General features: G+C 66.7%; 21 protein-coding genes and 1 pseudogene. 8 read left to right on the top strand and 14 right to left on the bottom strand.

Going from position 1 to position 21,623, the window contains the following annotated elements:
• Window positions 1-94: 94 nt before the first annotated feature.
• The 7 genes and pseudogenes from SA2016_RS14365 to SA2016_RS14345 all read right to left on the bottom strand — a co-directional run bounded on the left by SA2016_RS14365 (window position 95) and on the right by SA2016_RS14345 (window position 5,409).
• Window positions 95-1,663 carry an MFS transporter gene (locus SA2016_RS14365; protein ID WP_066499279.1) on the bottom strand — a complete coding sequence of 523 codons (1,569 nt, stop codon included), beginning with the start codon at window positions 1,661-1,663 and terminating at the stop codon, window positions 95-97.
• A 119-nt stretch (window positions 1,664-1,782) separates the two neighbouring features.
• Window positions 1,783-2,451, bottom strand: a complete 669-nt coding sequence (locus SA2016_RS21925; RefSeq protein WP_157089135.1) for a hypothetical protein — start codon at window positions 2,449-2,451, stop codon at window positions 1,783-1,785.
• A gap of 27 nt (window positions 2,452-2,478) precedes the next feature.
• On the bottom strand, window positions 2,479-3,162 hold the full coding sequence (locus SA2016_RS14355; protein ID WP_066499273.1) for an SGNH/GDSL hydrolase family protein: 684 nt from the start codon (window positions 3,160-3,162) through the stop codon (window positions 2,479-2,481).
• Complete coding sequence (locus SA2016_RS14350; protein ID WP_084249550.1) at window positions 3,159-3,542, bottom strand: DUF3467 domain-containing protein; 384 nt, start codon at window positions 3,540-3,542, stop codon at window positions 3,159-3,161. The genes SA2016_RS14355 and SA2016_RS14350 overlap by 4 nt, the downstream gene beginning before the upstream one ends.
• Before the next feature lie 100 nt (window positions 3,543-3,642).
• Window positions 3,643-3,894, bottom strand: a complete 252-nt coding sequence (locus SA2016_RS22665) for an LGFP repeat-containing protein (RefSeq protein WP_371326663.1) — start codon at window positions 3,892-3,894, stop codon at window positions 3,643-3,645.
• Between the two features lie 47 nt (window positions 3,895-3,941).
• Window positions 3,942-4,223: pseudogene (locus SA2016_RS22660) on the bottom strand (hypothetical protein); the annotation flags it as partial.
• 133 nt (window positions 4,224-4,356) lie between these two features.
• A complete protein-coding gene (locus tag SA2016_RS14345; RefSeq protein WP_066499272.1) occupies window positions 4,357-5,409 on the bottom strand; it encodes an FAD-dependent monooxygenase in 1,053 nt (350 codons plus the stop codon).
• Between the two features lie 241 nt (window positions 5,410-5,650).
• On the opposite strand from SA2016_RS14345, the gene SA2016_RS21505 reads away from it, so the two are divergent.
• Complete coding sequence (locus SA2016_RS21505; protein WP_157089134.1) at window positions 5,651-5,788, top strand: hypothetical protein; 138 nt, start codon at window positions 5,651-5,653, stop codon at window positions 5,786-5,788.
• 123 nt (window positions 5,789-5,911) lie between these two features.
• Window positions 5,912-6,985, top strand: a complete 1,074-nt coding sequence (locus tag SA2016_RS14340; protein ID WP_141305732.1) for a glycosyltransferase — start codon at window positions 5,912-5,914, stop codon at window positions 6,983-6,985.
• Here the strand turns inward: SA2016_RS14340 and SA2016_RS14335 are convergent.
• From SA2016_RS14335 to SA2016_RS14315, 5 genes are all read right to left on the bottom strand, one after another.
• Complete coding sequence (locus SA2016_RS14335; RefSeq protein WP_141305733.1) at window positions 6,982-8,451, bottom strand: sugar transferase; 1,470 nt, start codon at window positions 8,449-8,451, stop codon at window positions 6,982-6,984. The genes SA2016_RS14340 and SA2016_RS14335 overlap by 4 nt on opposite strands.
• A complete protein-coding gene (locus tag SA2016_RS14330; RefSeq protein WP_066499267.1) occupies window positions 8,448-9,797 on the bottom strand; it encodes a UDP-glucose dehydrogenase family protein in 1,350 nt (449 codons plus the stop codon). The genes SA2016_RS14335 and SA2016_RS14330 overlap by 4 nt, the downstream gene beginning before the upstream one ends.
• Window positions 9,798-9,836: 39 nt before the next feature.
• Window positions 9,837-10,808, bottom strand: coding sequence for a GDP-L-fucose synthase family protein (locus SA2016_RS14325; protein ID WP_066499264.1), 972 nt, complete (start codon window positions 10,806-10,808; stop codon window positions 9,837-9,839).
• Window positions 10,808-11,842, bottom strand: coding sequence for a GDP-mannose 4,6-dehydratase (gmd, locus tag SA2016_RS14320; protein WP_066499257.1), 1,035 nt, complete (start codon window positions 11,840-11,842; stop codon window positions 10,808-10,810). The genes SA2016_RS14325 and gmd overlap by 1 nt, the downstream gene beginning before the upstream one ends.
• A gap of 117 nt (window positions 11,843-11,959) precedes the next feature.
• On the bottom strand, window positions 11,960-13,183 hold the full coding sequence (locus SA2016_RS14315; RefSeq protein WP_229710961.1) for a glycosyltransferase family 4 protein: 1,224 nt from the start codon (window positions 13,181-13,183) through the stop codon (window positions 11,960-11,962).
• A 51-nt stretch (window positions 13,184-13,234) separates the two neighbouring features.
• Between SA2016_RS14315 and SA2016_RS22515 the strand changes: the two genes are divergently transcribed.
• The 6 genes from SA2016_RS22515 to SA2016_RS20960 all read left to right on the top strand — a co-directional run bounded on the left by SA2016_RS22515 (window position 13,235) and on the right by SA2016_RS20960 (window position 20,053).
• Window positions 13,235-13,861, top strand: a complete 627-nt coding sequence (locus tag SA2016_RS22515; RefSeq protein ID WP_084249548.1) for an LbetaH domain-containing protein — start codon at window positions 13,235-13,237, stop codon at window positions 13,859-13,861.
• Window positions 13,854-14,681 (top strand): glycosyltransferase family 2 protein, encoded by an 828-nt coding sequence (locus tag SA2016_RS20970; protein ID WP_084249547.1) that lies wholly within the window; start codon window positions 13,854-13,856, stop codon window positions 14,679-14,681. Before SA2016_RS22515 ends, SA2016_RS20970 begins: the two co-directional genes overlap by 8 nt.
• Window positions 14,682-14,842: 161 nt before the next feature.
• Window positions 14,843-15,949, top strand: a complete 1,107-nt coding sequence (locus tag SA2016_RS20965) for a glycosyltransferase (RefSeq protein ID WP_169803081.1) — start codon at window positions 14,843-14,845, stop codon at window positions 15,947-15,949.
• A 381-nt stretch (window positions 15,950-16,330) separates the two neighbouring features.
• Complete coding sequence (locus SA2016_RS21500) at window positions 16,331-17,266, top strand: MATE family efflux transporter (RefSeq protein ID WP_157089133.1); 936 nt, start codon at window positions 16,331-16,333, stop codon at window positions 17,264-17,266.
• Between the two features lie 128 nt (window positions 17,267-17,394).
• Window positions 17,395-18,666 carry a hypothetical protein gene (locus SA2016_RS21495; protein WP_141305735.1) on the top strand — a complete coding sequence of 424 codons (1,272 nt, stop codon included), beginning with the start codon at window positions 17,395-17,397 and terminating at the stop codon, window positions 18,664-18,666.
• A 253-nt stretch (window positions 18,667-18,919) separates the two neighbouring features.
• Window positions 18,920-20,053, top strand: coding sequence for a glycosyltransferase (locus SA2016_RS20960; protein ID WP_169803080.1), 1,134 nt, complete (start codon window positions 18,920-18,922; stop codon window positions 20,051-20,053).
• A gap of 370 nt (window positions 20,054-20,423) precedes the next feature.
• On the opposite strand, the gene SA2016_RS14300 is transcribed toward SA2016_RS20960, so the two are convergent.
• On the bottom strand, window positions 20,424-20,813 hold the full coding sequence (locus SA2016_RS14300) for a hypothetical protein (RefSeq protein ID WP_066499250.1): 390 nt from the start codon (window positions 20,811-20,813) through the stop codon (window positions 20,424-20,426).
• Between the two features lie 103 nt (window positions 20,814-20,916).
• Entirely contained in the window at window positions 20,917-21,606 is a 690-nt protein-coding gene (locus tag SA2016_RS14295) for a hypothetical protein (protein ID WP_066499248.1), read from the bottom strand.
• Window positions 21,607-21,623: the final 17 nt, after the last annotated feature.

The following is a 21,623-nucleotide window of genomic DNA, read 5'->3' as shown; positions in this document are numbered from 1 at the left end:
AAGCAGTGCCCCGGACCATGGGGGGTGGCCGGGGCACTGCGCTATGAGTCTAGGTCGCTCGTCTGAGTGTCAGCTCAAAGGGGGCCGCGGCCCCTCAGCCGTGAACCGAGGACCCGCGCTCGGCGCGCCCGGTGTCGTGCCCGGCCGGCGCTTGGGCCGATGCATCGTCCTGGCCACGGAGGTGGTGCGGCGTGGCGAAGAAGAGCGCGCACACCGCGGCGACCAGCACCACGGACGCGGGCAGGACGAGCGTCTGGCTCATGGCGTGCGTGAACGCGTCGTGGAGGAACGGGGGCAGGACCGTGGAGTTCGACTTGCCCAGCTGGCCGCCCGCGCCCTTGCTCCCCGGCGGGAGGGCGGCCTGGATCTCGGCGCTGATGCGGCCGGTCATGAGCGCCGCGAGGGCTGCCGAGCCGATCACGGCCCCGACCTGCCGGGTCGTGTTGAACACCCCCGAGCCCGCGCCCGCGGCCCGCAGCGGCAGGTTCCGGTTCGCGGTGGTCGCGGTGGGCCCCCACATGAACGCGCTGCCCAGGCCCATCACGAAGGAGGGGATGAGCAGCAGGGGCCACGCGATGATGGGCGAGATCATCACCGAGTAGAGCCACATGCCGGCCCCCACCAGGACGACGCCGGGCACCACGAGGTAGCGGGGGTGCACCCTGTCGGTGAGGCGGCCGGCGACCGGGGCGAGCACCATGGTCAGGACTGCCGAGGGCGTTCCCATCAGGGCCGACTCGAGCGGGGTCATCCCGCGCACGGCCTGGAAGAAGTACACGACCGGGATGAACATCGCGGTGATCGAGAAGCCCACGGCGGAGATCGCGGCGTTCGCGAGCGAGAAGTTCCTGTCCTTGAACAGCCCGAGGGGCAGCAGCGGCTCCTTCTTGTTCAGCGCCTGCCAGATGACGAACAGCACGAGGAAGGCAACGCCGGCGACGACGGAGGCCCACACCCAGCCGTTCCAGTCGTAGGTGTTGGACTCCTGCAGGCCGAAGACGAGGAAGAACATGCCGGCGGCCGAGAGCAGCACCCCGAGCCAGTCGAACGTGTGGCTGTGCGTCTCGAGCCGGGGCACCAGGGCCGCCGCCATCACGAAGGCCACCACCCCGACCGGGACGTTGATGAAGAAGATCCACTCCCACCCGAGGGTGTCCACGAGCAGCCCTCCCAGGACCGGGCCCACGAGCGTGGCGAAGCCCGCCGTCGCGCCCCACAGGGCCATGGCGCCCCCGCGCTTCTCCGGCGCGAAGGTGCGGGTGATGACGGCCATGGTCTGCGGGGTCATGAGCGCCGCTCCGAGGCCCTGCACCGCGCGGGCGATGATCAGGTTCGCGATGCCGCTGCCCGGCAGGAGGTCGGACAGGCCGCACCACAGCGAGGCCAGCGTGAAGACCACGAGGCCGATCAGGTAGATGTTCTTCGGCCCGAACCTGTCGCCGAGCCGCCCCGTGACGAGCAGCGGGACCGCGTAGGTGAGCAGGTAGGCGCTGGTGACCCAGATGACGTTGTCGGTGGTCGTGGAGAGCCCGGCCTGGATCGAGGGGTTCGCGACCGAGACGATCGTGGTGTCGATCAGGATCATGAAGAAGCCGATGACCAGCGCCCACAGCGCCGGCCAGGGCCGGATCTCCTGGGGGTGGGTCTCGCGAGCAGGTGTCATTACTGGGCGTCCTTCCGCACGGGCCGTTGCCGATCCCTTCGGTCCCATCATCCCAAGGGAGGCGCATTACGCGAACCCGCACTGCGGCCCCCCGGAAACTCGGACCGCGTTCGGGGCGCCTAACCCTCGGCGCCCTCCCGCAGGGCGGCCCGGGTGCGCGCGTTGCGGCGCAGCCCCAGCGCCGAGGCCGAGGTGAGGAGCAGCCCCAGGCCGAGGAGGAGGAGGGGCGCCGGGAGTCCCGAGGTGTCGGCGGAGGGTCCCGCCGCGCCGCCGGCCGGCTGGAGGGCCGCGGCGGCGGACGCCGAGGGCCCGGGGGAGCCGCTCAGGCTCGGGGTGGTCCGTGGCGCGGACGACGGCGGTGCTGCCGCCGGCGGCGTCGCAGCGGAACCGCCGGGCTCGGGCAGGGCGGTGCCGGGGGCGGCCGGCGCCGAGGGGCCCGGCGCGGAGGGTGCCGGCGCCGGGGCCGCGGGGGCCGCCGGCTGGGGCGCAGCCGGCGCGGGCGCCACGGTGGGCGCGGTGCCCCCGGCGGGGGCGGGGCTCGGCGCCGGGGTTCCCCCGGATCCCGGCTGGGGTGCCGTGGAGGGGCTCGGTGCGGGAGACTGCTGGCTCGGCGGGCAGACGAGGGTCAGCAGGCCCGGGCACCCGGCAGGCACGGCGAGCGGCCCGGCCAGCGAGCTCGGCGCGGGCAGCGCCCCGGCGGCCGGCGCCGTCAGGACCGCGGCGAGGACAGCCGCCATGGCTGCCGCCACCACCCCCGGACCTCGGCCCCGCAGATGTGAAGTGCCCACGGACAGCAGATCCTACCCAACGGTCCGCTAGCGCCTGAGCAGCCCCGGCAGCTGGTCCCGTACGGCGAGGGCCATGAGCGCCCCGCCGGCCTCGTTCGCGTGCACGCCGTCGCTCGAGAGGCCCGGCAGCCAGGTGCCGTCCGGGGCGGTCACGGAGGTGGTGACGTCCAGCCACGGCACCGCGTGCACGGCCGCCCAGGCCCGCAGGATCGCGTTCAGCTGCACGGTCGAGGCCGGGTGCGCCGCCGAGGGCGGCACCGAGACGAGGATGGGCCGCACGTGCCGGGCCAGCACGTCCCGGACCAGGAGCTCGACCCCGCCCGCGGCCGCGGCGGGCGGGGAGCCGTCGCGCAGGATGTCGTTGGTTCCGGCCTGGACGAGCACCACTCCGCCCCGGGCGGTGGCCTCGCCGACCCAGGCGCGCAGCTCCACGGAGGTGCGCCCGGGGTGGGAGGAGAGGACGCCGGGGGAGGTCCCGGGCACGAGGGAGTCGCCCACGGAGAGCCGGTACCACGAGTAGGGGAAGCCCGAGTGGGAGTCGCCCAGGACGCTCACCACGGTCGGCGCCGCGGGGACTGTCGCCGTCGAGGACCCGGGGGAGGGGACAGCGCTCGGCGAGGAGCCGGCGTCGTGCGTCCCCAGCGCCGAACAGGAGGCGAGCAGCAGCAGAACGGGGATGAAAGCGAGGGACCGCGCGAGGGCGGGCCTCATTCGGGGCCTTCCACGCCCTCGTCGTCGATGTGGATCTGGCGGCCCTGGGAGTCGTAGAGCGGCTTGGCCGGGGGCTTGCGGCCGGTCTCGCTCTCCCAGACGCCGAGCTGGCGCGTGAGGGCCGCGGCGAGCTCGAACACCTGCTCCGGGGGGATGCGGATGCGGCTCACCACGCGGCCGGGGATCACCTCGGCGTGGTCGCCGTCCTCGGTCTCGCCCACCTGCGGGGGCTGGGTGAGGGCCACGAAGTCCAGCACGAACACGTTGGGCGTGTGCCAGAGGTTGGCGAAGTCGGCGAAGCGGCCCTCGATGTTCTCCTCGGGCAGGGAGATCTGGAAGACCTTGGGCATCTCGGGCATCTCGGGCTCTGGCTCGGTCATGCACTCCATCATTGCGCGGCGAACGGGGCCCGCGAAGCGTTCGCGGACCCCGTTCGTTGCTGGCGTACCCCTGCGCCAGGGGCGCGCCGGGCGCCAGGTGCTAGACGTTCCAGTGGTAGTGGCCGCTGGCGTCGCGGCCCTTGCTGCCGCAGGTGTAGGTGCGGCCGTTGGAGGCCACGCCCTTCATCCAGAGCTGGCTGGGCGAGCAGAACCCGCCCGGGATGACGCGTCCGTTGACCACCACGGCGGTGCCGCCGCGGGGCGACCAGGTGATGTAGCCGTTCTGGAAGTTCTGGGCACGGCCGCCGGCGTAGTTGTACTCGTCCGTGGTCGGGTAGCCGAGGTAGCCCAGCTCCCAGCCCCGCGCGGCGTAGGCGCTGCGGATGGCCCCGCGTTCGGGTGCGCCCCGGTCCGCGAGGACCAGTAGATGGCGCCGCGGGCGTAGTCGCGGTGCGCGCCCGTGCTGGTGCGGACCTCGGGACCGCGCGCCGCGCCGAGGAGGCGGGAGCCGCCCACGGCCTGGTACTTGGCGTCGATCGCGCTGTACCCGCCGGCCGAGGCCGTCTGCGGCGCGACGCCGGTGGTGGTGAGTGCGAGGAGCAGGCCCAGCACGAGTGCTGCGATGCCGCCCTTGCCGAGGAGCCCTCTCCCCGTGGTCTGCCGAAGCGACGATGCTTCCATGGAGCCCCCAATGTTCGTTCGAAAGGTGCGAAGTGGAAGCCCGGTCGGCCGGCCGGGTGCAGGGCCGGCGGACCGGGCTACGTGGATTGTACATGTCCAACGGAGGGGTCCCGCGCGCCTGGGCGGGGCTGTCTCACCCTGCGGACGACGGCGTGTGGCGGCGCCGCGCTGCCGCCTTGCCGGCGGCGGTGACGAGGGTGTCGCGGAGCCAGGGGTGGCGCAGCTGGTTGGAGATCCGGTTCATGAGCCGTGAGCCGGCCACGGCGCGCTGGGACGGGCGGCGCCGCGCGGCGTCGTACCGGGCGAGGCCCGCGGTGACGCTCGGGGCGGCCACGAGGGCGTCGGCGAGGGCGAGGCCGTCCATGAGGGACTCGCCGCCGCCGCGGCCCAGGTGCGGGGCCATGGCATGGGCGGCGTCGCCCACGAGCACGAGGTTCCCGGCCACGTAGCTCTTCAGCGGGGCCAGGTCCTCGATGCGGCGCCGGTCCACCGCCTCGGGGGTGAGGGTGGCGAGCACCTCGTGGACGCGCGGGGTCCAGTCCCGGTAGAGCGCGCCGAGGACCTCGAGCGGATCGTTCCCGCGGGTGCCGGCGAGGTCGGCGCGGACGCCGGCGTACCAGTTGCTGCCGCCGCCCGGGAAGGGGGCGCGGCCGAAGATCAGCCCGGCGCCCCACGCCTCGAACCCCTCCCGGGTCTCGAGCGGGGCCACGCCGCGGAACGCCACCACGTGGGCGTCCCGGAGCCGGGCGGCGGGGAAGGCGCGGGCGCGCAGGGCCGAGTGGACGCCGTCGGCCGCCACCACCACGTCCGCGTCCGGCAGCGCGGCGGGGGAGGAGGCGGGGGAGGCCCACCGGACGGTGCCCTCGGGCAGCCCGGCGAGGAGGGTCTCGAGCAGGTCCATCCGCCCCACGCCGCGGGTGGCCCCCGGGAGGGCCAGGCGGACCAGCACGCGCCCGTCGGGGCGGAGCAGCTCGCCCGAGCTGAGGCTGACGGTCTCGAGGGCGGACGCGACGCCGAGGCGCTCGAGCGCGGCCCACGCGGCCGGCCACAGGCCCAGGAGCGTCCCGGCGGTGGAGAGCTGCGGGTGGCGCTCGCGGACCTCCACGTTCCAGCCGCCCGCGGTGAGCGACCGGGCCGCGGCGAGCCCCGCGATCCCGGCCCCGACGATCACGGCGGTGCCCCTCATGCCCCAAGGCTCCTACGGATGCTCTGCGCTGTCATGCGCTATCCGCTGGCGGTGGTCCTTCACAGGGCCTTAAGGCCCCATTCAGGCCCGGATTTCCGCGGAATCGGGGGCCCTCGAGCGGCGCCGCGTCATTTGACTTGCAATTGTTTTGGTTTCGTGCCGAGGACTGTCAGAGTGGTGCTGCACAGAGCGTCTGCCGGGGCTCTCCGTTGCCGCGGCAGAGGAAGAGGGGGGCTGTGGAATGGGTTGGAAGAGCAAGTATCGGCGCCGGCAATGGCTGCTGAGGAACGAGCGCCGGATCAACACGGCGCAGACCGTCCTGCTGGGGGTCGCCGTGGTGGCCGTGGTGCTGTTCATACTCCTGAACCTGCACCGGTAGCGCGGGGGCAGCGGGAGTCGTGCAGGCCACAGAGTCGCACCCGGCGTGCCGCCGCGGGGCCGTGCCGAGGCGCCTCTAGCCTTGAATCCAGACGCTACGGACGGGCAAGGAGCAATGGGGGAGATGACGGCCAGGCATGTCATTGCCGCGGGGATCAGGCGCGGCGGCGGGGAGGGCCTGATGGCCTCGGTCGCGGAGGGCCTCTCGGCACTCGGCGAGGACGTCCTCGTGGTCGGTCCGCCGGAACGCAGCCCCCTCGTGGCCCGCGCCTCCGCGCTCGGCCTTCCCGTCCACACGCTGGCCTCCGCCCACCCTGCCCAGTACGCGCTCGACCTGCTCCGGTGGCGCCGGGCGAACCCAGATGGCGTGCTGTGGTGCGAGGGGACGCTGCCCGCCCTCGCGACGGCCGGGATGCAGCGGCGGGTCCTCGCTTTCGACACTGCCGCCCCCGGCCCCCTGAAGAGCGTCCGGAGGGCGGCGGCGCGCGCCCGCGCGCTCGCCACCATCGTCCCCTCCGCGGCCGACGCCGAGCGGCTGAGGGACGCACGCGTGCTCGCCCCCTCGGTCCCCGCCCTTGAACTCGCCCGCCACGGGCGCGGCGCCGGCCCGCTGCGGATCGGCTTCATGGGGCCGGTCTCGGAGCGGGACGGGGTGCTGGTCCTCGCGGACACGCTCAGGGAGCTGAGGCGCTGGGCACCTGAAGGGTACCGGCTCCGCATCACGGGGCCCACGCGCTACGCCGACGCCCGCGAGCGGGTGGTGGTGGAGGGCCGGCTCAGGTCCCTGGGCGCGATGGTCCAGAGCGTGCACAACATGCCGGCGGACGAGTTCCTCGGGTCCGTGGACCTGCTGGTCTGCCCGGCCGTCCAGCCCCGGGGCTTCTGCTTCCCGGCGGTGACCGCGATGGCCTCGGGCGTGCCCGTGGTGGTGAGCGACGCGGGGTCGCTGCCGGAGGTGGTGGGCCCGGACCACCCGTGGGTGGCGCGGGCGGGCGATCCCGGCCACCTCGCCGAGGTGATCACGGCCGCCGCCGCGGCGCTGCCGGCGTACGACGCCGTGGCTGCCGCCCGCCGCCGCTGGGAGGCCGCCTACTCGCCCGAGGCGGGCCGGAAGGCGCTCGGCGCGCTGCTCGGGAGCCTCGGCCTGGGGCAGACGGGCAGCGGCGCCTCGGAGCCGTCGGCCGCCGCGGGAGCCTAGTAGGCGCCGGTCTTGCCGAGCACGGCGCGGGCCGTGCGGAGCAGGATCACGAGGTCCTGGGCCAGGGACCAGTTCTCCACGTAGGAGAGGTCGAGGCGGATGGCTTCTTCCCAGCTCAGGTCGCTGCGGCCGGAGACCTGCCAGAGGCCGGTCACGCCGGGCTTGACGAGCAGGCGGCGGTGGGCGAAGTCGTCGTAGCCGGCCACCTCGGCGGGCAGCGGCGGCCGCGGGCCCACGAGGCTCATCTCGCCGCGGAGCACATTGATGAGCTGCGGGAGCTCGTCGATGGAGAACCTGCGCAGGATGCGGCCGAGCTGCGTGACCCGCGGATCATGCTTCATCTTGAACAGCAGACCGGCGCCTTCATTGAGGCTGCGGAGCTCGGAGAGCCGGGCCTCGGCGTCCACCACCATGGAGCGGAACTTGAGCATCTTGAAGGAGACGCCAGCGCGGCCAATCCGGGTCTGACGGAAGAGTGCCGGTCCGGGGCTGTCCAGCTTCACGGCGGCGGCGACGGCCAGCATGGGCAGGCCGAGGACCGCGAGGAGGGCGACCGAGGCGACGATGTCCAGGGTGCGCTTGAGCGCGGCCTTGCCGCCCTCGAGCTTGGGGGTGGTGACGTGGATGAGGGGCAGGCCGCCCACCGGCTGCATGTGGATGCGCGGGCCGGCCACGTCCGTGAGCGCCGGCGCCAGGATCATGCCCACGTTGCGGGCCGCGAGCTCCCAGCCCAGTTTGCGGAGCTCCTCGGGTGCGAGCGCGGATCCAGAGATGGCCACGGTGTCCACGCCGGATTCCGCGACGGCGCTGAGGATGTCGGAGACGTCGTCCTGATGGCCCAGCACGGGGATCTCATGGCCCACCCCGGTGAGGACCACCCCCGGGAACCCCGGCAGATAGGCAGCGGCCGCTCGGTAGCCCGCTCCCGGACTGCTGGCGAGCTGCCGCGCGAGGTGGCGCGCGCTGCTGGGGGCGCCGAGGACGAGGACGCGGCGCAGGTTGCGGCCGTCGCTGCGCGACTGGACCAGGACGGCCCGGAGCACCCAGCGGGCGACCAGCAGGGAGACGATGCCGAGCGGGAGCGCCACGGCCACGTAGCCGCGGGCCGTGTCCAGGCCGAAGACGTAGGAGAGGATGGCGATCGCGCCGAAGAGCCACAGCGAGGAGGTGAGCACTCGCTTGTACTCCTCGGGGCCGTGGCCCAGTATGGTGGCCTCCCGTGTCCCTCCCGCCGCGAGGACCAGCCACCAGGCCGCGGTCACCACCACGGTCACCAGCGCGTAGGGGGCGTGCCACGTGTGGCTGACCTGGATCGAGGTGTCGTCGGCGCCGAAGCGGAGCATCTGCGCACCGACGGTGGCCCAGACGATGCAGGCTAGATCGGCCCAGCCCAGCAGGTTGAACCGCGTCATTGTGCGCGGAATCGCCGCGGAGGTGGAGCGGGCTGCCGTCTCTCGGGCGGTCATTCCGCGAAGGCCTCAGCCAGATCGCTCACCGGCACAAAGCGCTTGCCCAGGGCCGCGAAGTCCCAGCCGGCGTGCTCCCACTCGGCCGGGTCCAGGACGTTGCGGCCGTCGATGATCTTGCGCCCCTCGGTGAGGGGCATCATGTCTGCGGGCGTGAGCTGGCGGAACTCGTTCCACTCGGTGAGGAGCAGCACGAGGTCCGCGTCGGTCACGGCCGCCTCGAGGGAGTCTACGTAGCCGAGCCGCGGGAAGCGCTTGGCGGCGTTGGCATTGCCCTCGGGGTCGTAGACGGCCACGTCGGCGCCGCTGTTGAAGAGGCGCACAGCGATGTCGAGGGCCGGGGAGTCGCGCACGTCGTCGCTGTCGGGCTTGAAGGCGACGCCGAGCACGGCGACCTTCTTCCCCAGCAGCGGGCCGAGCATGGTCTCAGCGAGGTGGACGACCCGGTCGCGGCGACGCAGGTTGATCAGGTCCACCTCGGACAGGAACCGCATGGTGCGGTCGAGCCCGAGTTCGCTGGCCCGCGCCTGGAGCGCCCGGATGTCTTTCGGCAGGCAGCCGCCGCCGAAGCCCACCCCGGCGTTGAGGAAGCGCCGGCCGATCCGCGCATCGTAGCCGATGGCGTCGGCGAGGGTGCGGATGTCGCCGCCCACCATCTCGGTGATCTCGGAGAAGGCGTTGATGAAGGAGATCTTGGTGGCCAGGAAGGCGTTCGCGGCCACCTTGACGAGCTCGGCCGTCTCGAAGTCGGTGACGATGAGCGGGGTGTCCGCGGCGAGCGCGTCGGCGTAGACGGCGCGGAGCAGCTCCTCGTCCTCGGTGCTGTCCACCCCGAAGACGAGCCGGTCGGGCGAGAGCGTGTCACGCACGGCGAAGCCCTCGCGCAGGAACTCGGGGTTCCAGGCGAGACCGATCCGACGGGCCCCGTCGGCGTGCCGGTCGATCAGTTCGCGCAGGCGTCGCGCTGTGCCCACCGGAACCGTGGACTTGCCGACGATCAGCGCATCCTTCGTGATGCTCTCGGCCAAGGACCGTACGGCGGCGTCGACGAACGTGAGGTCCGCGGCGTGCTTGCCGGCGCGCTGCGGGGTGCCGACGCCGATGAAGTGGACGTCGGCCCAGACTCCCGCCTCCTCGAAGGAGGTGGTGAAGCGCAGCCGCCCGGAGGCCACGTGTTTGCGCAGGAGCTCAGGGAGCCCCGGTTCGTGGAACGGCAGCACGCCGTTCGCGAGTGCCTCGATCTTTGCCAGATCGATGTCCACGCCGAGCACCTCAAAGCCGAGCTCGGCCATGCAGGCGGCGTGCGTGGCGCCGAGGTAGCCGGTTCCGATGACGCTGATCCTCATGTTCCCCCCCGAATCAGACCTGCGGTGCGTAGCCGCCCATTATTTGCGGAAGTCGTCCTGGTGCTCGCGGAACCACTCGACGGTGCGCCGGATGCCCTCGTCGAGGCCTATGCTGGCCTTCCAGCCCAGGGCGGTGAGCTTGCTGACATCCATGAGCTTGCGGGGTGTTCCGTCAGGCTTCGTGGTGTCCCACTCGATCGCGCCCTGGTAGCCCACGGCGTCGGCAACGGTCTGGGCGAGCTCCTTGATGGTGACGTCAGTTCCCACCCCCACGTTGACCTGCTCTGGACCGTCGTAGTTCTCGAGGAGGTAGAGGCAGGCCTTTGCCATGTCGTCGACGTGCAGGAACTCCCGCAGGGGTGATCCCGTGCCCCAGTTGGTGACGCTCTCGGCGCCGCTGAGGCGCGCCTCCTCGTATCGGCGGATCAGTGCGGGCAGCACATGCGAGCCCGTGGACGAGAAGTTGTCGCCCGGGCCGTAGAGGTTGGTCGGCATGGCGGAGATCCACGGCAGGCCGTACTGGCGACGGACGGCCTGGACCTGGAGGATGCCGGCGATCTTGGCGATCGCGTAGGCGTCGTTGGTGGGCTCCAGGTGCCCGGTGAGGAGGTACTCCTCCTTGAGGGGCTGCGGGGCGAGCTTCGGGTAGATGCAGGACGAGCCGAGGAAGAGCAGGCGCTCCACGCCGTGCTCGAGGGCCGCGTCCATGACGTTGGTCTGAATGCGCAGGTTCTCGCTGAGGAAGTCGACCGGGTAGGTGTTGTTGGCGAGGATCCCGCCCACCTTGGCTGCGGCGAGGGCCACATAGCGGGGCTTCTCGGCGGCGAAGAAGTCGAAGACGGCCCCGCGGTCCTTGAGGTCAAGCTCGGACGAGGCGCGCCCCACGAGGTTGCTGAACCCCTCGTCCTCGAGCCGGCGCCAGATGGCCGAGCCGACCAGGCCCCGGTGCCCGGCGACGTAGAAGGTCGCGGAGCGGTCGAGGGCGCTTGGGGCGTAGGAGGTCTCCGGCATCAGACGAGGGCCTTCCAGCTGTCGAGGTTGACGCTGTCGATCCACTTGCCGCCGGCGTGCTTGAGGGCCTCGACGTCGGCGTCCACCATGAGGCGGGCGAGCTCGGGCGTCTTGACGGTCGGGGTCCAGCCGAGCTTCTGCTCGGCCTTGGAGTAGTCGCCGATGAGGGCGTCGACTTCGGTGGGGCGCAGGTAGCGCTCGTCGAAGCGGACATGGTCCTCCCAGTTGAGGCCGGCGTGCCCGAAGGCGTACTCCAGGAAGTCTCGGACGGTGTAGCCGGCGCCGGTGGCGAGGACGAAGTCCTCGGGCTCGTCCGCCTGCAGCATGCGCCACATGCCCTCGACGTACTCCGCGGCGTAGCCCCAGTCGCGGACCGCGTCGAGGTTCCCCATGTACAGCTCCGACTGGACGCCGGCCTTGATCGCGGCCACCGCACGGGTGATCTTGCGGGTCACGAAGGTCTCGCCGCGGCGCGGGGACTCGTGGTTGAAGAGGATGCCGTTGACCGCGTACATGCCGTAGGCCTCGCGGTAGTTCCGGGTCACCCAGTAGCTGTACACCTTGGCCGCACCATAGGGGGAGCGGGGGTAGAAGGGGGTCTCCTCGTCCTGGGGGGGCGGGGTCGCGCCGAACATCTCGGACGAGGAGGCCTGGTAGAAGCGGGTCTGAATCCCGGCCATGCGCACGGCTTCGAGCAGCCGGATGGAGCCCATGCCGGTGGTGTCGCCGGTGTGCTCGGGCTCGTCGAAGGAGACGCGGACGTGCGACTGGGCCGCGAGGTTGTAGACCTCGTCGGGGCGGATGTCCGCCAGAAGCGTCACGAGCCGTGCGCCGTCGGAGAGGTCTCCGTAGTGGAGGAAGAGGCGGGCCTCGGGATCGTGCGGGTCGACGTACAGGTGGTCCACTCGGGCTGTGTTGAAGGTCGAGGCCCTGCGGATGAGCCCGTGGACCTCGTAGCCCTTGGCCAGGAGGAGTTCGGCGAGGTACGAGCCGTCCTGGCCCGTGATGCCGGTGATGAGCGCCTTCTTAGGCATGTGTCCCCCCATATGGTTCCCCTGTAGTGAAGCCGCGAACGGCCAAGCTGAGTTTACAGTGCCGCGCCGGAGCCTGCAGTGGCAGACGAGCCAAATGGGTTTTTTGAGACGGACGCTTCACGCTTGAGACAGGAGCACGCGCTCATGCGCTGTGATCGCCGCCTCGGCCGAGAGCATGCGCGACGCGTAGCTCTGGCCGTTCGCGCCGAGCTTCGCGGCGCGCTCTAGATCGGTACCGAGCGTTTCGATCGCCCGCAGCAGCACAGACGGCCGCTCTGGGTCGACGCGGACTCCGCCTTCGGAGAGACGGATCTCGTCGGAGGTAGCGCTCTCCTCATGGGTGGCGGCCACGACTGGGAGCCCGGTAGCGAAATAGGACGTGAGCTTGCTGGGCACGGACATCTCACGCACGTCTGCCAGCTCATTCACCAGGAGCACATCAGCTGCGCGAAGCGCCGCCGAGTAGCCTGCATCATCCATCGGACGGAGGAACGTGAGGTTGGGAATGCCAGCACCTGCTTCTTCGAGGGCCGCCCGGCGATTCCCGTCTCCTAGCAGCACGAACTTCACCTGGCTGCCGAGCGCGCTGGCCAGTCGAGCAGCTTCGACCACGTTCTCGAGGCCCTGCTTCACTCCCATATTGCCCGCGTGGAGGGCGATGACTTCGTCGTCCACCCACCCGAGGCTTCTGCGTGCTCGTGCGCGGTCAAACTTGGAGGGAAGACGGACATGCGACCAGTTCCTGACCACGTGCACCTTGGTCTCCGGGACCCGCAATTCGTTCACCACGTAGGCCTTGAACCTGTCGTGGATGACCGTGACGCTCCCGCACGCCGCGAGGATCGCGGATTCGACCTTGCGCATCGCCCTCGACATGAGGCTTCGTCTGCCGGCCGTCTCCTCGAGGCCGCGGCTGTAGAGATCCTGGACCCAGATGGCCACACGCTTGCCCTGCAGACGGGCCCTCAGCACTGCCAAGCCGGACGAAAACAGGGCGGGGCTCACGACGAGGACGACATCGGGCTCACCCCAACGGACCGAAACAGCATGAAGCCCGAAGGTGAACTCCATGAGCAGTCTCGAGATCGTTTTGGGCACAGCCGGGACCGTATGGCGGACGCGTCGCACCGGCACATCGTTCACAAACTCGACCCGTGACAAGCCGGTATAGCCCTCCTGGACCTTCCACCACGGGTAGTGGGGGTAGCCCGTCAGGACCCTTACGTCGTGGCCCTGGTTACAGAGCCCTTCCACCAACTTTGTGGTGTAGGGAGCGTTTCCGGTCGGCTCAGGGGCGTAGTTGAGCGCGATGACCAGCACCGCTGAGAGTGGTTCTGTCACCTGTGGGATACTACCCGAGGCCACAGTCATGTAACGACGAGGAGAATCGTGATGGGGGTAAGTTTTTCCGAGAGTGGTGCCGAAGATTTGGTGCCGGTTGTCAATCTCAGCGAGGCGCCGGGGGAGCGGCTGGCCTGGGATCGGCCTAGGTGGCTCGTATACCTATGGGGTTTAACCGAACTAATCTTGGTTACCAATCCATTGCAGGTCTCGTCGATCCTTCGGGTGGCCACCCTGAGGCTATTCGGGGCGCGTATTGGGGACGGAGTTATTTATCGGCCGCGCACACGGGTGCGATTCCCCTGGCACCTCGAAATCGGCGACCGCTGCTGGATCGGCGAGGGCGTCTGGATCCACAATCAGAACAAGGTGCAAATCGGCGATGATGTAGCCATCTCACAGGAGGCCTTCATCTCCACCGGGAGCCACGCAATGCGAAGGGATATGGCTCTCATAACAAGCCCAGTTCGGATTGAAGACGGCGCTTGGATCGCTTCTCGAGCGATGTTGTTAGGCGGCACGACGATTGGGAGGTCGAGCGTTGTTGCGCCAAACTGCGTGATAGGACCCAAAGCTACTATCCCGGCAAACACCATTGTTCGTCAGAATCCGGATTTGATGAGCACTGAACGGTTCTCATTCAAAGGTGAAAACGATTCGAGGACCTCGAATGACTAAGATTCCAGCAACAGTTCTGATTCTCACGAAGAATGAAGAGGCTAGTGTCCAGCGCGCAGTGGAAAGCGCTAAACCATTCGATGAAGTAATCGTTGTCGATTCGGGTAGCACAGATAAAACCCAAGAAGTCGCCCGCCGGGCTGGAGCAACGGTCGTCGAATATCTGTGGGACGGCGCGTACCCCAAGAAGAAGGAATGGTCGCTAAGCGCAGCGCAAAACGACTGGGTGGTTTATCTAGACGCTGATGAGTTCTTCCCAGATGATCTCGTCGAAGAAATAGCGGCTGTCCTGGTCGACCCGACGGCATCGGCATTCGAGGTCCCATTGCAGTACTACTGGATGGGGAAACGACTCGCTCATGGACATCAGGTCCGTAAGCGGATCGGCATGCGGCGTAGCAGATGCCAATGGCCACGCCCGAATGACCTTCATGTAGAACACATGTGGGAAGTTGAGGGGCACTATCAACCCCGCGTGCTTTCGGGACGATTGCTCCAGCTCTCTAAGCCTCTAGGACATGACGATCGGGACGGGCTCTACGACTATTTCGCTCGACATAATCGTTATAGCGACTGGGAAGCCCACATGCTGGTCGACCGAGACGCGGAGGCGGTTGAAAACCGTTCGACACTTGGGAGAATTGCAGCCAAGCTACCTGCTAAGCCGCTGATATTCTTCATCTACTCGTACATAATTCGGCGAGGCTTCCTTGACGGCACCAGTGGCTTTCACTATGCGGCGGCGTTGTCGTTCTATTATTGGCAGATCGGTGTAAAGATGTCTGAGATCCGGCGGAGGGACGCTTCGGCAGTTATATAGCGGAGCACCTTGGGTGTAGGGGTCCCAAGAAGCTTCGAAATGAACTATCGCTCGCACACTGTCAGGTTAGGTTGGGTTGGGGCTTAATGTTGGGCAAGACGCAGAGAACCGTTTCGGGACCAGAGGTTAGCCAAAAAAAGGTACTTCAAGTTATTTCAAGCGTGTCTGAAGAATTCGGCGGTCCCTCGGTGGGCTCGCTCGCATTGAACAGGCGATTGAACGAGCTGGGGGTCGATGCAAGGATATACACTACTGATCTCGCAAACGATAAGGGGGATCGTTTGAAGCCTAGTGCAATTAGGGGCACCGGCGCGAATGTGCGTGCCTTTCCGGCATCGCGACCTTTCTTTCTCCGAAACAGCTGGTTGCTCTGCATCGGCATCTGGTCCGCAGTGCGAGGTGCCGACCTAGTGCATATTCACGGTCAGTACGCAGTACATCAATTTTTTGTCTACCTTGCATGTAGGGCATTTCGGAAACCCTATGGCGTACAACTGCACGGAGCGCTGGAGACGTACGAACGGAGCAAGTCAAAGAAGAGGAAGCTTATCTTCAACAGCGTTATCGGGAAGCGGGTTCTTCGACATGCGTCCTATGTTCACTTCAGTGCGCCGTCCGAAGCTCAGCGCGCTCGGGATCTGGTAGCCGAAGACCAGGCGGTGGTTATACCTCTAGGGGCTGAACTGTCAACGGAAGAATTGCCCATAACGGCGTTAGCTGACCGTCTACCTTCTCGGTCTGAAGCTGTGCTCTATTTGGGTCGCTTCGCTCTGAAGAAGAGGCCGGAGCTACTGTTGCGGGCGTGGGCCGCCGCCAAGCGACCCGAGAAATCGCTTCTCGTCTTCGCGGGCCCCGATGGAGAGATCACCCACGCCGAGCTAAGTAGCCTTGCCGAATCTCTCGGCGTACTCGACAGTGTCCTGTTCGTCGGGCCTGTGGACTCGAGGCAAAAGGCTTGGCTTTATCGTCGGTCCGGAACCTTCGTTCTTCCATCTGAAAACGAAAACTTCGGACTTACGATCGCCGAGGCTATGGTGGGAGGGTGCCATGTGATTGTCAGTGAGCATGTGGCTGCTGGACAGTATCTCTTGGAAGCAGATTCGGGAGAGGTTCTCGACTCGGTTGATGTCGACACGTTGAGAGGTGCGCTTGAGCGCGCCCTCTGGCATCCTTCTGATACGAAAGCGTCGGGTTTGCGCGCGATGAAGTTCGCACAAAAGGAGCTGAGCTGGGATCGATTAGCCAGATTCATTGCAGAAACGGGGTAGGGTGTTATTTCTGTCTGGACGCGCGGTATGTGACGGCAGTCCTGCGGCCACACCCTGTGGGGGGCGGCTAGCATGTGGCGCGCGTTGACGCGACTTTTTGTGGGCATTGGGCTAACCCAGTGCGCCCTATTCGTGTCGGGATTGCTTATAGCTAGATTGCTTGGTCCGCTCGGGCGTGGCCAGATCGCGTCGGCCATGTTAGTCGTCACGCTCGCGTCGTTCGTGATTGCGAACTCAGGGTCCAGCTTGGTGAATCTTCACGTTTCGCGCGGAGCTAATGTTCTGGCGACATCAAGCAACGCGATGCAGGCAATGCTGCCCATCAGCTTGGTCGTATGCACTGCGGCCGCGCTAGTCCTCGGATGGGCTGGCATGCCTCCCGTGGTCGTGGTCGGCGGGGGCGTTTCATCGTTCCTGTTCGCGGTGATACCGGTCCAAATGGGGGTGCTTGCGGGCTGTCGGCGGTACGCGTCGACAGCGCTGCTGCAATTTCTGCCGCCGGGACTATACTCGCTGGTTTTGGGGGTTCTGCTGATCTTGCGAACCTTCACGGTAGAGACGGTTATGTACGCGTGGTACCTGTCTGCATTGGTGGGGGCGATAGTGGGCTATTTGTTAGTGAAAGCGGCGTCATCCCGCGTCAGCCCATCATCGGTGAGGGTGAGATCGGCATCATCGATTCGGCGTCGAGGTCTTCGCGGCCTCTTGTCGCTTCACTCGCCGTTAGAGAGCTTTAGGCTTGACCAGCTCTTAGTAGTCTCACTCGGGTCTAATTCAGCGCTTGGGTACTACGTGGCAGGCCTGTCCCTCGCTAACCTGCCGAAGTTGCTTGGCCAGGTGCTGGCTACGGTAGTTCCCGCGAGGCTGAGTTCCTCGCCAGGAGCGGTTAAGAGCGTGGTGGCGGCTGTCTTGGCTCCTTTCGTGGGCGGCCTACTCATAGCCCCGCTGGCTCCTTGGGCCATCACGCTTCTGTTCGGCGGTCAGTTCAATGACGTGAGGGTCGTTGCAGCCCTACTTTGCGTGGCCGGCGGTGCAATGGGCTCTAGAAAAGTTCTCAATGAGGTCCTCCGGTTCAAAGGACAGGATGGCATCGCTGCCAAGACGGAATTAGCTGTATCCGTAGTGTATTTGCTGTTGGTTGTTCTGACGTATCGGGTGTGGGGTCTCCTTGGAGCGGCGACAGCGCTGCTAATCGCTTCACTCGGGTCGGCCGCTCTTGGTGGCTTGTTCGCTCGTCGGGCGTATCGTTCGAAGGGCGCAGCTACAGAGGCTGGCGGAAACGGACTTGCTCTTATTTGGAGCGCACGTCGTGGTTAGCGTCCCCTGGAGGTCGGACCAAGGTTGCGTCGGAGCGAACCTTAGGCGCAGTTCTGTATCGGGGTCGGGAGCATGCCCGGCTGAATCCCGCGGGACGGATCTGGGAGCTTCATCCATGGTGCTCGAGTGTGGGAGATGAATACGTGACCGATATATCGAGTTACGGCGCCGAGGTACCAGGGCTGCTGAGGAAGTCGCTATACGCGATTCTAGTCGTCTCGGGATGCGCAAGCGTTTTTTCGCTCGGAGGATATTCGCCTCTGCCGGTCAATGAGTTGTTAGATGCGTGGCTGATATCCTTTATATGTGTTAGCGTCTGGGTTGGGCGCATTCGCCACACGATGATCATTCTTTTTCTGGTCGCCTACCTTGTGACGAGGGTCGCGGCGGCGGTGGCGAATGATTCCCCGGTGCCCGATTTTCTCCAAGCCTATCGATGGCTGCTTTACCTGATCGCATTTGTCATTGCGCTGCATCGCAGCTGGGGCCCGTTGCTTCCAATGATTAAAGTGATGTGGGTGCTAATAAGCCTAGGTCTTGTCAAGACGATATTAACCATTGCGATCCTTGGTCCGAGTCAGAGGTCTGGTCTGCTGACCGAAAACAACTTCGAGTTGGCATTGTACTGCGCACTTGCAGCCGGGCTGCTGTCCCGTTTGACAGGACGCCAGCAGGTCTGGACTCTGTTAGCTCTCGGTGCCTTGGTGATGTCATCTGGATCCCGCAGCGGGGCGGTGGAGTTTGGACTCTTGATCATTTACGCGGTGATCAATGTCGCCAGGGCACGCGTTGCCGTGCGTTTGTTGCTGGTGATCGTGGTGCCCGTGATCGTTTACTTCGTTAGTGATGTTTTCGCTGCGCGGGCGGAGTCTGGTGGCGTAGATAGACTGAACTTCCTATCTGTATTCTTAGGGGAAACCGCAAACTGGAATCTTTTAGATTGGCTCTGGGGCACATCGCCTATCACGCCTCTCAGTAGCGGCGGTTGCGCAGCGATGGAGTATTACTCGAGCTTGTTTTCGTCGACCGGAGACGGCACCTGCTACTCCGTCGTACTTCATGCATTTATCATGCGCGTGGTATATGATGCTGGCTTGTTTGGGTTGTTTCTGACAGTATTTGTCGTACTATTTAGCCTGCGACGGAGCGGTGCGGGGGTCCGCGTCACATGGACCATTTTTGCCATCGCTTTTGCCAACGGTTTCTCTGTCAGTGGACTGAACAGTCCGTACGTAGCGCTTCCTATTGTTCTCACGATCTGCATTTCAGCCAATCGGGGATCAGTGGAAAGTTTTAAGCCGCACAAAGGTGTCGGACTTCGCGGTGAGTGGGTCCGCAATCCGGAAAGGTTTGACGGACACGACTCACCGAGTTCTATGCGCCCTGAACCGGAGCGCTAGAGTATCGCCTCTGATGGTGACAGGAGAATGGCCGGGATCAATATCGAAATCTGGGCGGTTTCGATAGAGGATAGGTTGCAGAGTCATCTGATTGAGTGTCGGAGGCTTCCACGCGCGGTCTCAAGATGGCCTGTAGAGCCAGGGTCGCCCACGATGCTCAATGCGTTTTGATTTTTTCACGAGAGAAAGGGAGCGCGCTTTGAAGGTCTTATACGTATGCCAAGAGTATCCGGCTCGGACGCAGACGTTCGTTGTGAATGAAGCCGCAGCGGTTGCGTCCTCTGGCAACGATGTCTTCCTCTATTCGTTGCGCGGAGCAGATGAGGGACTCTCTTCCGAACGCGTTGTTCACCTCAATGCTTCCGTTTCGAAGTTCGAGCGTATCGTCGCGATGCTCCTGGTGCCCAAGGCATTAGCTAACCGCCGAGTTCGCACTCGTTTTTTGTCTGAGGGTTTTTCAGCCGCTCGAATGATCAGACAGGCGTACGCTGTCTGGCATGCTGTCGTCCTTTCCCGTATCCTTCGGAATCTTGGTACGCGGGATCTGGCCGTCCATGTGCATTTTTTGGGCAGGGCTTTAGACGTTTCTGCCTATCTCGCCGACCTAGGTGTTCCCAGTCGTGTCTGGACGGCCACAACGCACGCTGCGGACGCAAGCGTGCCTCCGAGTGCAAAGCGTACGTTGGATATTGTGAGGCTGGTTGATGGAGTATTTGCCGCGAGTGAAGCGGTGGGTCGCGCTCTCTTCTTGTCGACTGAGGTCCGGCCGAGTGGAATTGTGCATTGCGGTATCATTCCCAGGGGTAGTCAAGACACATCGATCGCTTCCGGAACGTTCAAGATCGTGACCGTTGGCCGCCTAGTTCGTAAGAAGGGTGTCGATGTGGCGATACGGGCCGCTACTGTGCTGAAGGACAGGGGCTTGGTCTTCAAATGGTCCATCATCGGCGCTGGGCCACTGGAAAGCGAATTGCGAGCGCAGGCTAGTGATGCAGGGGTGGGTGAGTTCTTTGAATGGCATGGCTCGCTCCCTCACTCGAAGGTGCTCTCCACCGTTGCAGCATCCCAGGTTTTCGTGCTTCCTTCGGTGCGGTCACCGGACGGGGACATAGACGGTATTCCCGTTGCCCTCATGGAAGCTATGACCTTAGGCGTTCCGGTAGTTTCTTCTTATCTTTCGGGAATTCCAGAGTTGGTTAAGGATGGGGAGACGGGTCGGACGGTTGATCCCGGCGACCACGTCGGTCTCGCGCAGGCGATCATGGACCTCCAGGACCCGAGCACGCGAGATATTTTGAAGGGTGAGGCAAAGAGATTCGTGGATGAGCAGTTCAACCAGTACCGCGAGGCGGAAAAGCTAGTTTCTTGGTGGATGAACTGGTCTTGAGCGGGCATCGCCGAGTTCTTGGCTAACCCTGTACTGGCCATGGCACATAGCTTGGAGGTTGGCTTGGGTTCACTCGGCCGTCTTCCCGGCAGGGGCAAGCGAGCGGGACCTTTCAAGAAGTGGATACAGGACGCCTAGGGGCTCCGGTGTCCCTGACCCTTCGCATCGTGGGGGCGACGCGCATCCGTGGTCATCCGGGTTTCTGGGCGCGAATCGACCGCCCTAAGTCTCGTAAATGACGGGGTCTTGCTTCTGCTCAGGTCCCACGGACTGAACCGCTCCTGTTAGCCTTGCCCTGCACGGCATACCGCTGCCCTACAGGGGACTACGGGCGGAATTAGTTGCAGTGCCCCAGGCCGCCTCCTGCACCTCACCCGTGCTCGGAGGTGGCCTGGTGCACTCCGGGCTCGGGGCGGCCGTTCACGGTGGCGATCCGCACCGGCGTCCAGTCGCCAAAGGCGAGGATGGACTGGGTGGCCGGCACGTCGCCGTCGCGGAGCGAGGCCCGCTCGGTGAAGAACCGGTGCAGGCGCTGGTGGGCCTGGGAGGCGATCCGGATCCCGGCGCCGGTGGTGCCGTCCGTGCCGCGCATCTCATGGTGCCAGTCGATCATCGTGTACTCAGCCGCGTCCCCGCGCCCCACGGGGCGGGAGAGGATCACCACGCTGCCGTCCGGCGACACGGCCCGGACGTTGAACGGGCGCCGCCCCGTGTCGTGGAACGTCACCTTGTCGCCGAGGGCAAGGAGCCTGAAACCCATCGCCCGGCCTCCCGTCGCCAGTGGTTGCCTCGGGACAAGGCTAGGCCGTGACGGGCCGCGGCGGACAGGGGAGAACGGACTGGCCGAAGTGTGACGCGCCGCGTCAGCGGCACTGGCCCGGCGGGACCGAGAGGGCCTGCCTGAGCGCCGCCAGGCACAGCTGCGCGCGGGCCTCGGTGGACAGCCGCCCCCATGCCACGGTCGCGGACACGTCGACGATCTGCGGCGTGACCGGGGCGGCCGGCTGCGTGGGCGGCGAGGGCACCGGCGCGGCGGGCGTCGGCGCAGCGGTCACTGCCGGCGGGGGAGCGGCGGGCACCGGCGCCGCCGGGACGGCCGGCCTCACCGGCGGCACGAGGGGCGCGAGCGGCTCGCGTTGGGGAGCCCGCGGCGCCGCCTTCGGCCGCGGCGGGGGAGCCGGGGCGGTGTGCGGGCGGGGAGCCGGCGCGACGGCGGGCTGGTCGCTCGGGGGAGGGTCTGCGGGCCGGGTGTGGGCCGTGACCGTCCTGAGTGCGCGGTCGGCGTTGTACGACTCGACCGCGAGGGCCACGGCGGAGCCGCCGAGTGCCACGAGGGCCACGGCGCCCGCGGCGGCGAGCGGCGCCGTCGTCCGCTGCGTGCCCGCGAGCACGGCGAGCGGGATCGCCGAGAGCAGGATCAGCCCCGCCACGGCGGCGGCCGCCGGCGCCACGAGGAACAGCACGAGCAGGAGCACGCCCACGCACCCCACTCCCAGCCAGAGCCAGGTGCGCCGAGCCGGCGGCGCCTCGACCTCGTCGAAGGACAGATCCATGCGTGCGCCTCCTCCCA

This window comes from Sinomonas atrocyanea, from assembly GCF_001577305.1.
GTDB classification, from domain to species: Bacteria; Actinomycetota; Actinomycetes; order Actinomycetales; family Micrococcaceae; genus Sinomonas; species Sinomonas atrocyanea.
The sequence above is the reverse complement of the archived record's forward strand: the minus strand, read 5'-3'. Positions and strand labels throughout refer to the sequence as shown.

Excerpts from the sequence above, each read along its gene's own strand:
- SA2016_RS14350 (WP_084249550.1), bottom strand. The coding sequence starts at position 3,542 with ATGACCGAGCCAGAGCCCGAGATGCCCGAGATGCCCAAGGTCTTCCAG.
- SA2016_RS14345 (WP_066499272.1), bottom strand. The coding sequence starts at position 5,409 with ATGAGGGGCACCGCCGTGATCGTCGGGGCCGGGATCGCGGGGCTCGCC.
- SA2016_RS14365 (WP_066499279.1), bottom strand. The coding sequence starts at position 1,663 with ATGACACCTGCTCGCGAGACCCACCCCCAGGAGATCCGGCCCTGGCCG.
- SA2016_RS14355 (WP_066499273.1), bottom strand. The coding sequence starts at position 3,162 with ATGAGGCCCGCCCTCGCGCGGTCCCTCGCTTTCATCCCCGTTCTGCTG.
- SA2016_RS22515 (WP_084249548.1), top strand. The coding sequence starts at position 13,235 with ATGGGGGTAAGTTTTTCCGAGAGTGGTGCCGAAGATTTGGTGCCGGTT.
- SA2016_RS14325 (WP_066499264.1), bottom strand. The coding sequence starts at position 10,808 with ATGCCGGAGACCTCCTACGCCCCAAGCGCCCTCGACCGCTCCGCGACC.
- SA2016_RS20970 (WP_084249547.1), top strand. The coding sequence starts at position 13,854 with ATGACTAAGATTCCAGCAACAGTTCTGATTCTCACGAAGAATGAAGAG.
- SA2016_RS14335 (WP_141305733.1), bottom strand. The coding sequence starts at position 8,451 with ATGACCGCCCGAGAGACGGCAGCCCGCTCCACCTCCGCGGCGATTCCG.
- SA2016_RS14295 (WP_066499248.1), bottom strand. The coding sequence starts at position 21,606 with ATGGATCTGTCCTTCGACGAGGTCGAGGCGCCGCCGGCTCGGCGCACC.
- SA2016_RS14340 (WP_141305732.1), top strand. The coding sequence starts at position 5,912 with ATGACGGCCAGGCATGTCATTGCCGCGGGGATCAGGCGCGGCGGCGGG.
- SA2016_RS14300 (WP_066499250.1), bottom strand. The coding sequence starts at position 20,813 with ATGGGTTTCAGGCTCCTTGCCCTCGGCGACAAGGTGACGTTCCACGAC.
- SA2016_RS14330 (WP_066499267.1), bottom strand. The coding sequence starts at position 9,797 with ATGAGGATCAGCGTCATCGGAACCGGCTACCTCGGCGCCACGCACGCC.
- gmd (WP_066499257.1), bottom strand. The coding sequence starts at position 11,842 with ATGCCTAAGAAGGCGCTCATCACCGGCATCACGGGCCAGGACGGCTCG.
- SA2016_RS21505 (WP_157089134.1), top strand. The coding sequence starts at position 5,651 with ATGGGTTGGAAGAGCAAGTATCGGCGCCGGCAATGGCTGCTGAGGAAC.